The organism is Limnoraphis robusta CS-951 (assembly GCF_000972705.2).
Genome location: NZ_LATL02000025.1, coordinates 26,838 through 37,118, shown reverse-complemented (window position 1 = coordinate 37,118; position 10,281 = coordinate 26,838). Strand labels below are relative to the sequence as shown.

The 10,281-nt window shown below is 43.4% G+C and carries 10 protein-coding genes; 5 read left to right on the top strand and 5 right to left on the bottom strand.

The features are described 5' to 3' along the window. Positions 1-197: 197 nt before the first annotated feature. Together WN50_RS02240 and rfbB are read right to left on the bottom strand one after the other, a co-directional pair. On the bottom strand, positions 198-1,331 hold the full coding sequence (locus tag WN50_RS02240) for an RNA-guided endonuclease InsQ/TnpB family protein (protein ID WP_049557676.1): 1,134 nt from the start codon (positions 1,329-1,331) through the stop codon (positions 198-200). A 68-nt stretch (positions 1,332-1,399) separates the two neighbouring features. Next, entirely contained in the window at positions 1,400-2,506 is a 1,107-nt protein-coding gene (gene rfbB, locus WN50_RS02235) for a dTDP-glucose 4,6-dehydratase (RefSeq protein ID WP_049557673.1), read from the bottom strand. A 228-nt stretch (positions 2,507-2,734) separates the two neighbouring features. Between rfbB and WN50_RS02230 the strand changes: the two genes are divergently transcribed. From WN50_RS02230 to WN50_RS02205, 5 genes are all read left to right on the top strand, one after another. Continuing rightward, positions 2,735-4,504 (top strand): CapA family protein, encoded by a 1,770-nt coding sequence (locus WN50_RS02230; protein WP_046277824.1) that lies wholly within the window; start codon positions 2,735-2,737, stop codon positions 4,502-4,504. Positions 4,505-4,598: 94 nt separating this feature from the next. After that, entirely contained in the window at positions 4,599-5,030 is a 432-nt protein-coding gene (locus tag WN50_RS02225; protein WP_046277825.1) for a hypothetical protein, read from the top strand. A 235-nt stretch (positions 5,031-5,265) separates the two neighbouring features. Continuing rightward, positions 5,266-5,733, top strand: a complete 468-nt coding sequence (rplU, locus tag WN50_RS02220) for a 50S ribosomal protein L21 (RefSeq protein WP_046277826.1) — start codon at positions 5,266-5,268, stop codon at positions 5,731-5,733. A 69-nt stretch (positions 5,734-5,802) separates the two neighbouring features. Beyond that, complete coding sequence (rpmA, locus tag WN50_RS02215) at positions 5,803-6,093, top strand: 50S ribosomal protein L27 (RefSeq protein WP_046277827.1); 291 nt, start codon at positions 5,803-5,805, stop codon at positions 6,091-6,093. Between the two features lie 1,153 nt (positions 6,094-7,246). Continuing rightward, positions 7,247-7,744, top strand: a complete 498-nt coding sequence (locus WN50_RS02205; protein WP_046277739.1) for a GNAT family N-acetyltransferase — start codon at positions 7,247-7,249, stop codon at positions 7,742-7,744. Positions 7,745-7,755: 11 nt separating this feature from the next. Here WN50_RS02205 and WN50_RS02200 read toward each other — a convergent pair whose 3' ends face one another. From WN50_RS02200 to prmC, 3 genes are read right to left on the bottom strand one after another with little or no spacing between them, the layout of a single operon-like run. Further along, entirely contained in the window at positions 7,756-8,682 is a 927-nt protein-coding gene (locus WN50_RS02200) for a sensor histidine kinase (RefSeq protein ID WP_046277738.1), read from the bottom strand. Between the two features lie 24 nt (positions 8,683-8,706). After that, entirely contained in the window at positions 8,707-9,306 is a 600-nt protein-coding gene (locus WN50_RS02195) for an L-threonylcarbamoyladenylate synthase (RefSeq protein WP_046277737.1), read from the bottom strand. Positions 9,307-9,329: 23 nt separating this feature from the next. Further along, positions 9,330-10,250, bottom strand: coding sequence for a peptide chain release factor N(5)-glutamine methyltransferase (prmC, locus tag WN50_RS02190; protein ID WP_046277736.1), 921 nt, complete (start codon positions 10,248-10,250; stop codon positions 9,330-9,332). Positions 10,251-10,281 lie beyond the last annotated feature (31 nt).

The following is a 10,281-nucleotide window of genomic DNA, read 5'->3' as shown; positions in this document are numbered from 1 at the left end:
CTGTTTGGGTTTCCTCTTTCTATGAGTTGACTTACTCAACTGGGTTTCCCCACTTAAGCAGAGATCAGTCTCTCGGGAGGCGTTAATTTCCGTCTGCCCGACGGTATTTTCAAAACAGATATTAAGCGGAAAAACGGATTAAGCTACGTGTGAGAAGCCTAGATTTATGCGTTTTACAGTCAAGTTAATCCGTTAATCTATTTCTTATCCGTTTCTTGATTTGATAGTTGTTTAAGTGCAGATTTTAGAATGTTTTTGGCGGCATTTTCGTCTCGGTTGGATGTGTATCCGCAATGAGGACATTTATGAGTTCTCGTACTGAGAGTTTTCACAACCTTTTCACCACAATTTGAGCAGTTTTGAGATGTGTATGCAGGTTCAACGGCAATCACCGTCACCCCATAAATTCTCCCAAAATACTCCAGCCATTCTCTAAATCTGTACCAAGCAGCATCATTAATTGATTTAGCTAGATGATGGTTTTTAACCATGTTCCGTATCCGTAGGTTTTCAATCGCTACCAAGTCGTTAGACTGTATGACGTGTTGGGCAAGTTTACAAACCCAATCATTACGCCTGCGTGAAACTCTTAGATGCGCCTTCCCTAAGCGATTTTTGGCTTTTTTACGGTTTTGACTTCCCTTTTTTTTTCGAGATAATCGACGTTGCAGCTTTTTAATTCGTCGCTCATCTTTTCTTAGAAAACGGGGATTCTCTACCTGTATCCCGGTGGAATCAGTGTAGAAATGGTTTAAACCGACATCCAAACCTGTTTGTTTGTTACTGAGTTCTTTGTTTTCCTCCCTTTCATGGTCTATCAAAAATTGAGCATAATAACCATCGTGTCTTCTAATCACTCTCACTCGTTTAATTTGTTGGAGTTGATAGAAGTGTAAATCTCGGCTACCCCAAAGCTTAAATGTCCCTGCTTGAAACTTGTCGGAAAAGGTTAAATAGCGTCTATCCTCTGAAAGTTTCCATCCCGATGTTTTGTATTCAACAGATGCTCGGACTTGATATTTTTTAAACTTTGGGAATCCTTTTCTACCGGATATTTTTTGCCGACAATTCTTATAGAACCTCTCAATGGATGCCCATGCTCTTTCTGCGTGGGCTTGTCGAGCCATAGAATTGAGTTTGTTTACCCAGGGAAAGTCGGGGTTGTCTGACAGTAGTTTGCAGTAGGTATAAGCATCGTTACGACTTTTGATTTGACCGTCTATCCATGCTTTAATGATGCTGTTGCGAACAAACCTACCAGTACGGATAGCTTCGTCTAACTTTCTGTACTGGTATTGCGTTCCTTGCAGCTTCATTTCATACACAAGCATAGATTATCGGCATCAAGCCACGATAAACTTATGTTAGCATAAAATAATCCGTCGTGAACGACCTTGCTCTAAACCTGCTTCTCTTGGTAAACCTGGCGGTAATAGGTTTGATATTCTTCAGATAATAGCGGTTCCCACCAACTGCGATGCGTTAAAAACCAACCGACCGTTTGTCGTAATCCTTCTTCAACCGTTACTAGAGGAGCCCAACCCAATTCCGTTTTAATTTTAGTGGCATCAATGGCATAACGGCGATCATGTCCGGGTCGATCTTTAACAAAAGTAATCAACTCTTCAGAAGGTTTAACGGGTAAATGAGGAGCCAGTTCATCCATAATTCGGCATAACATTCGGACTAAATCAATGTTTTTAACCTCATTATTTCCGCCAATATTATAAGTTTCTCCGGGTTTCCCGCGATGAATGACTGTATCTAAAGCCCGACAATGATCTAAAACATACAACCAATCCCGAATATTTTGTCCGTCCCCATAGACAGGTAAAGGTTTACCCAACAAAATATTAATACACATCAACGGAATCAATTTTTCGGGGTAATGGTAGGGGCCGTAATTATTAGAACAATTGGTGATAATGGTTGGCATCCCGTAGGTATGATAATAAGCTCTTGCTAAATGATCACTACCCGCTTTAGAAGCAGAATAGGGACTATTGGGAGCGTAGGGAGTTGTTTCTGTAAACGCCGGATCATCCATGCTGAGACTTCCATAAACCTCATCCGTAGACACATGAAGAAAACGGTAGTCTTGGGGACGATTATGGGTGTTCCAATGTTGGCGAAACGCATCCAGCAGTGTAAACGAACCCACAACATTGGTTTGAATGAAAGCACCAGGGCCAAGAATTGAACGATCAACATGGGACTCCGCCGCAAAATGAGCAACCGTGTTAATTTCTTCTTCTTGAAGTAAGCTTTCAATCAAAGGGCGATCGCAAATATCCCCCTTGACAAAGCGAAAAGTTTCTTTATCCTCTAGAGTGGCTAAATTTTGGCGATTTCCCGCGTAAGTTAGAGCATCCAACACTACAACCCGATCTTGTGGATAGGCGTGACCCCAGTGATGGACAAAATTCGAGCCTATAAAACCTGCTCCCCCAGTCACCAACACTCGACGAGGCAAACTGGCTTCACTGTTATCGTAACTGTACTGCATTGCCACAGTGATTTCCTCCCAAAAATATGCTTATTGATCTCAAAAAATTATCGGGCAGAGATGCTCTAAACCCTTATACTGTCTGCCTTTTACCATTTTACCTGCTTTGATCAACAAAGCTTGTGAAATCCGGTCTCAAGAGCAATCCCTTTTAGACCCCCCCATAAATCGCCACTCAAACGTATTATTGATAGAGTCTGTTTATTTGTCGGCGTGAGGAGACTGTGTGTGAGTCAGCAAAACTTCATTAAGCTCGCCCAGCAGGGAGATGCTAACGCAATTGCTACTTTAATTAATCAGGCGTTAAACTCTCAAAGAGTCCAAGCAAAAGCAACTCGACGCGATCGCCATCTGTACATCTTACTTGAGTCCGAGCAACTGCCTAATCAATCCTCTTGCATTCGAGTCATCCAGAACGGTATGCTCCGCCTGGGAGGCTCTGCAATTACCTTGATTACCGTTCAAGGTCAAAAAAGTAGTCAACCCTCTGTAAATTGGACTCACACGATTGCACTCCAGACTTCTGTGGCCTCTGCAAAAACTTGCCTGCCTACGATTGAGAAGGAATCTAGCTTTACGGAGGTAAAGTCAAGTTCTACTCCATCCCATTCTATACATACACCTCCTCACTCACCAACAAAAGCGAAAAAACCTTCTCCCCCGCCTCCCCCTCAGCCTGCTCAATTTCAACGTCCTAAACGGGTTATTCCTCGCTCTGTTAAACAGTTGTTGATGGCGAGTTCGATTGGTTTGATGATGGCGCCGCTTTCGGGTTGGTTTTTTACGGTTCAACAAGATAGAATTTATAATGTTTCTCGGACTGTTTCTCAAACTTTAGCTTCTATTCCCTCGGGGATTGCTTCTGGATTTCAAGAAATTAAATTTCCAAAGCTTCCTCAATTTTCTTTTTCTCCTTCGGCGGCTTCTTCTGCTTCTGTTGAACCGATTAGTCAAGCGGAAACGCTGAAAAACCTCAACTCATTTTCCAATTTAGCCCTCACTTCTCTGCAAAATCCGATTAGCCCCGATATGCGGATTAAAATTAAAGCGGTGGGTGATATTATTCCGGGAACGAACTACCCCTCTAATAAACTTCCCGCTCAAAAAGAGATGTTATTTCAGGATGTTAAGCCTGCCTTACAAGGGGCTGATATTGTTTTTGGTAACTTTGAAAGTACCCTAACGAATTATCCAAATAGTGCGAAAAATATTGGTCGAGGTTTGGTGTTTGCTTTCCGAACGCCGCCTGAGTATACCTCGATTTTGAAAGATGCAGGATTTCATATTTTGAGTGTCGCGAATAATCACTCTTTTGATTTTTTTGAGGCGGGTTTTGATGATACGATTGACAATATTAATAAACTGGGAATGAAGGCGGTAGGCCGCAAAGATCAGATTGTTTACCATGAAGTGAAAGGGGTTAAATTTGCCTTTATTGGCTTTAGTTATTTTCCCGTTCATAATAATATGTTAGATTTGGAAGCGTCTAAAGCGATTGTTAAAAAAGCTGAAGCAGAAGGGGCTGATGTTATTGTCGTTTCTGTTCATGCAGGGGCGGAAGGAACGGCTGCTTTACATATTCGAGATAAAACGGAATATTTTTATGGTGAAAATCGCGGCAATAAAGTCTTATTTGCCCGAACTTTAATTGATGCAGGTGCCGATTTGATTTTAGGACATGGGCCTCATGTTCCTCGGGCGTTTGAACTGTATAAAGGTAAGTTAATTGCCTATTCTTTGGGGAATTTTATGGGCTACCGCACGTTATCAACTCAAGCGCAATTGGGATATTCTTTGGTTTTGGAAGCTGATCTTGATCCGGTGGGAAATTTTAAAAGTGGCAAAATTATTCCCATTCATCTTGATAGCAAGGGTGTTCCCTATCGTGATAATAATTTCCGCAGTGTTGGGTTAATTCGCAGTCTGACTCAAAGTGATTTTCCCAATACTCCTTTGGAAATTGATAATCAAGGTCAAATTAAGGTCAAATCTGACTAAAATCTGACTCACCTAGAAGTTATTGCTAGAACTGACAAATTAATATTATACTGAAATGTAACATTTTGTAAACTTTTTCATCCAACCTGCACTTATGTACTCTGAATCTTTGATGATTGCTCCTATTTATACCCTGATTGTGGCAACAACCGTTTTTGCTGTCCTGTTTGGTGTGATTTTTAAGGATATGTTAGAATACCAGGTACGTCTGTGGACGGCTAATCCTGAATCTCAAGGCAAAATCAATTACAATAATGGCAACATCATTGTTGCTTATTGTGGAACAACGCTGTTTGTTTTTTTCTCAGTTGCTTTGAGTTTAACGGTATTTCTGCAATTGTTTTGGCTCGCCGCGATTATTGGCTTTGTGGTTGTCATTCCTACCGCTTTATTGATGTGGGTTCAACTCGGTTCTATGTTGCAGCTTTGGGGAACTAACGGAATAGAAGCCGTTGATCTTGACTTTTTTGCCTTGAATCAACCGTCGGAAAAATCAACTGAACCCCTATCGAGTCAAGGAAAATAAATCAGCGAGTGCTTTTTGTTGAGAAAAACTTGACAATAAAGACCTTTATTGAGATAATAACAGATTGTGTGTCTAATCCCTGCTCGGATCAGGTTGAGACATCAGCAAATGCTGGCACAACATTTTTTTGTTGAATTGGGTTGAACCTCAAGCATCCGAGCGTGAAGGTTTAGCAATCTAATCAGCAGAGAAATACAGCCAGCTACCTGTACGGCCAAATTTAATCATAACCCCAATGAGTTACGCGATTATTGAAACGGGCGGCAAGCAAATACGAGTCGAACCCGGTCGGTTTTATGATATCGAACTGCTAGCAGTTGAACCCAACGAAAAAGTCACAATTGATAAAGTTCTGCTGGTCAAGCATGACGATGATATTCATGTCGGTCAGCCTTGGGTCGAAGGCGCAACGGTAGAAGGTACGGTTTTACGTCACTTTCGCGGACGCAAGGTGATTGTCTACAAAATGCGGCCTAAGAAGAAAACCCGCAAAAAACGAGGACACCGCCAAGAGATTACTCGTTTAATGATAGACACCATTGCACTGAATGGCTCTATATTAGCAGGCAGCAGCGATGTAGAACAGGCAGCGCCAGTTGCAGAGACTCCAACCACTGAGGTAGAAGCAACGACTCCTGAAGTCTCGGTGGAAACAGAACCCACCGTTGAGGAAACCCCAGTCGAAGCAACTTCAGCCGAGTAGGTTCATCCGTTCAAGCTTCGGAAGCAGAAGCACATAATAATAGTAAAGTGAACTTTTGCAGAGGATATCATGGCTCATAAGAAAGGAACAGGAAGTACCCGCAACGGTCGCGACTCTAACGCCCAACGTTTGGGAGTAAAGCGATATGGGGGTCAGCAGGTTCGTGCGGGTAGTATTTTAGTTCGTCAACGGGGCTGCCAGTTTCATCCCGGTAACAATGTAGGTATCGGTAGCGATGACACCTTGTTTGCCAAAATTGATGGTATTGTCACCTTTGAACGCAAAGGGAAAAGCCGTCAAAAAATTAGTGTCTATCCAGTACCAGTCGCTGAACCTGTAGAGGCGGCTAGCGTTTCTTAGTTCAGTTGTCAGTTGAAACAGCTTTATTGATAGAGCGTAAAACCCCGTCCCAAGAGTGGGCGGGGATGTAAGCGAGCGAGAGTCTCTGGTACTATACGAATACCTATCACCAGACTAGACATTTCTTGACTGCAACTTGGTATGTTGGAGAACAGGAAAAAGTGGTTTGTCCGTGACGATAGAAGTGGTCAAAGACCAGCCCCGATGAGTGTGAGGGATGCCCCAGGAGTGGGAAGAACAGAAACTTCTTCTCTCTACTGCTAGTCAGACGGAGAGACAGGGTACTGTCAATTACCCGTATGCGACAGATCCGAAGTGGTCTAGTTGCAAGCCACATCCCCTTGTGGGTGGGGCATTTGACTCTATGTTCGGGCTAGCTGTAGCCCGACTTTTTATTTAAAGCGGTATCCCCACACCCCATCCTCACCGGAATACACAACCCAGAGAGAATATAGTTGTTTCATCAATTCATTAGTTTTACTTTTTCCACTCATAAAAGAAAGCCGAATTTCTGCCATATCCTATACTCAAGTTTCTAGAGTTTTTTCGTCCCACGATACTGAAGCAGACCCCTCAACTTTCCTACTACTCTCGTCAATTGCCCTGAGTGATTTGGATTTATTCAGTTGAAACATCGGTCAAGAATTCAAAAATGCCAGTCCAATGAAATGTCAGGAAATCACCACAAAAATATCCTCAAAATTTGAAAAAATACTTGATTTTTTTAAAAAAATGTTATACATTTAACAGTATGAAGATTGAAATAGCTCTAAAGCTTATCGCCTATTGACACCTGTGGACAAATTAGATCCATAACTGTTATTAGATATCTCAAGGGTAATCTAGAGCATTCCTTCACTCAATCAGTTGATTACCACGAACCTCAACTAGCGGTCTACTTCTACTAATTTTACTCGGTTCAATCTATGCAAAGATCGACAAACCCACTAAAATTTTGAAAGAACAGTCGCTCTAAGGAATCAGTCAAACTTTCGCTCAAGCCTCTAATCCATAACTTCAGATTGAGCAGATTTCATTAGAGTTGAGTTTTTTGTAAAATTGTAGATTTAGATATAGCTAAAGTTCCCAAATAGCTGAAAATTCCAGTCAGTTTGCCTTCAATCTATCTATACAAACAAGGAAAATCTAACTTATGAAAAGCACTGCAAAAGACTATCGTCATATCCAATTCTGTGATGATCGCTCCAAAGTCAATATCGAACAGCTTCAAACCCTCTTTAAACTCGCTGCATTTTGGGCGAAGGAACGATGCTCAGAAGACTTAGAAATTGCAGTTGCTAACAGTAACCCCGTCGTCACCGTTTGGGATGGACAAGAGATGATTGGTTTTGCCCGTGCTACTTCTGATGGAATCTACCGCGCCACCATTTGGGATGTTGTGATTCATCCTGACTATCAAGGCGGTGGACTCGGACGCAAACTGGTTCAAACCGTCCTCAGTCACCCCCTGATGTGTCGGGTTGAGCGTGTTTATCTGATGACCACTCATCAACAAAAATTTTACGAGCGGATTGGCTTTGAGTACAACGCCAGTACAACAATGGTTTTGTACAATCAACCCTTAGAAAGTTTACCCCGAGCCGAACACCATCTAGAACAAGCGGAAAGTGCAGTTAGCTATAGCGGCTAAATCGGCACAGCTTAGGCTAGAGGCAGCGAACATTGAGTCCGAGTAAAATTGCAGTCCTCTCCCTCAGTCGGAATGGGTACAACCTCTAATGACCCGTTCATCAATCCCAGGAGCGTTTGATTCATTAACAGCCGCATTCCGGGAGAGAGTTCCTCGACTTCAGTATGGGAAACCGAAGTCAAAGCCGTTTGTCGGCCAGATTTGTCTAAAGTAGACTGGAGTAAATCCCAAGATTCACTCCAGGCGCTCACCGGACGTTGATCATCCACCCAAACATAAACCGATCCAGACTCCGGTGAAATACTACTCGATACCTTAACAATTCCTTCCTCCATTTGAGCGATCGCCGTATCAACCAAACTCACTAAAACTTGTCTCAGTCGGGGTCTATCGGCCATAACTCTGACTTGAACATCCGGTTTTTGAAACTTCAGCCGAATACTGCGGTTAGCCGCTTGTAGGTGGGTTAAATCTTCCACTTCCTCAAACATCTCAGCCAATAAAAGCGGCTGAATATTCATCTTTTCCGAACCATGCTCGGTTTTGGCAACTTGGATAATCTCATCGAGCAATCCCACCAATTTTAAAGCCGAACCATAGGCTTGCTGAATAAATTCCTTTTCTTCTTCAGGACTTTCACACAAATCCGACAAAATTAACTGAAGCGTGCCAATAATGCTATTAATAGGCGATCGCAACTCATGGGAGGTACGAGCCAAAAAACCCGCCTTAAACTGGCTCATTTCCAAGGCCATACGATAAGCCAGTTGAGTATTTTTCAACTGCTCAGAAATCCGATGTAACTGCTCTAGATGTGTTGTCAGTTCCGGTTGAGAATTAGAATTTGAAGGTTTTCTCGCCTGACTCGGCAATATTCCCTTAACTCCCAAACCCAGACCTACCCCCACGGCCAAATATACAAATTCACTCCAACCCATTAGCTTAGTATCTCTTCCTATGTGTCATTGAAATTCTAACTTGACAGCTCCTTGGCGTAATACCTTCCACGTTCCATCTGGGTTCCACTGCACTACCGTTGAAGGAATGCACTCTGCTTCTGGTATAATGTTGAATTCACGAGGATGCAGAGTCAACACTTGTGGAAACTGAGCGTCAATGTCAGCCATCGTTAACAAGGGCGGTTGACCCGATAAATTGGCGCTAGTCGTTGCCAAGGGGCCTGTTCGTTGGAGAATGTTGCGAGTGATTTCCGCATTCGGCACCCGTAAACCAATGGTTGTCGGATCGCTAGGGTTGATGGCATGAGGAACTTTTTCACTCGCGGGTAAAACAAGCGTTAAGGCTCCCGGCCAATACTGACGGGCGATTTGACTCCAAACTGACCATTCCTCACCCTGAGTTTGGACAAACGGCCAGAGTGAGTCTGGGGTGGCTCCCATCAGAATCAGGGGTTTATCAGCAGAGCGTTGTTTGAGTTGAAAAATCAACTCCGCTCGTTCCGGTTTAACAGCCAATGCCGGAACCGTATCTGTCGGAAAACTGACCACCTGATTTCCTAAAATTGCCGCCTCAACGAGAGTATCCAAAGAAACTTGTGTCATCAGTCAGTTAAGCGTTTAAAGTTCTACAGACGATAAGCCCGGGCAAATCGTTGAATTCCCGCTAAATCCGCAATCAGCTCAATTTGAGTGTAACAGCCTTGATCCTTGAGCATCTCAACCACTTGTTCACCCTGTCCGGCCATCATTTCCACCAGCCAGACTCCTCCAGAATGCAAATAAGTCGGCGCCGTTTCTACCAAGTGTTGAATACAAACCAGCCCCGAATCTCCCCCATCTAGGGCTAAATGGGGTTCATGGTTTGCCACCTCGGGCTGTAAAGTTGAAATCATTTTTGTGGGAATATAAGGAGGGTTGGCGATCATTCCACTTACCTGTCCCCGCAAAAATTCTAACGGTTCCCACCATTGGCCCTGATAAAACTGAATCCGGTTAGCAAAACCCAAATCTTCAGCATTTTTTTGAGCGATCGCTAAGGCTTCTTGACTACAATCAACTGCGTGAATCTGAGCTTCCGTTAACACCTCTGCTAGTCCTAGTGCGATCGCCCCACTTCCGGTTCCCAAATCGACCCAATGTCCCCGCCAGAGATCTCCGTGAGAATTAAGCGGCTGAGAAGGACTTTTAAGCTGATCCGCCACGCAATCAATGATTAATTCGGTCTCAGGTCTGGGAATCAGCACCGCAGGGGAAACCGTCAAATTAAAATGACGCCAACCGACAACCCCTGTGAGATATTGTAAGGGAACTCGTTGTTTTAGGCGTCGTTCCCACAACTGCATCAATTCTGACCACGGAAGCCGTAAGTTAACCTTTGGGCTGTCCTTAAACGATTCCAAACGCAGACTGAGGCGATCCAAACCTACCCATTCTTGTACGAACCAATCGACTTCAGTTACACAGATATCAGCAGCAATTGCCTCTGCTTTTGCCTTCTGTAACCATTCCCAAAGCTGTTGACCTGTGATCACCGCATTGTCTATCATACTGAATAGGGGTTTGGATGCTCAACCGTTT

Bases quoted from the DNA above. Each gene is read 5' to 3' on its own strand.
- WN50_RS02200 (WP_046277738.1), bottom strand. From the start codon at position 8,682: ATGGGTTGGAGTGAATTTGTATATTTGGCCGTGGGGGTAGGTCTGGGT.
- rpmA (WP_046277827.1), top strand. From the start codon at position 5,803: ATGGCTCATAAGAAAGGAACAGGAAGTACCCGCAACGGTCGCGACTCT.
- rplU (WP_046277826.1), top strand. From the start codon at position 5,266: ATGAGTTACGCGATTATTGAAACGGGCGGCAAGCAAATACGAGTCGAA.
- WN50_RS02225 (WP_046277825.1), top strand. From the start codon at position 4,599: ATGTACTCTGAATCTTTGATGATTGCTCCTATTTATACCCTGATTGTG.
- prmC (WP_046277736.1), bottom strand. From the start codon at position 10,250: ATGATAGACAATGCGGTGATCACAGGTCAACAGCTTTGGGAATGGTTA.
- rfbB (WP_049557673.1), bottom strand. From the start codon at position 2,506: ATGCAGTACAGTTACGATAACAGTGAAGCCAGTTTGCCTCGTCGAGTG.
- WN50_RS02195 (WP_046277737.1), bottom strand. From the start codon at position 9,306: ATGACACAAGTTTCTTTGGATACTCTCGTTGAGGCGGCAATTTTAGGA.
- WN50_RS02205 (WP_046277739.1), top strand. From the start codon at position 7,247: ATGAAAAGCACTGCAAAAGACTATCGTCATATCCAATTCTGTGATGAT.
- WN50_RS02240 (WP_049557676.1), bottom strand. From the start codon at position 1,331: ATGCTTGTGTATGAAATGAAGCTGCAAGGAACGCAATACCAGTACAGA.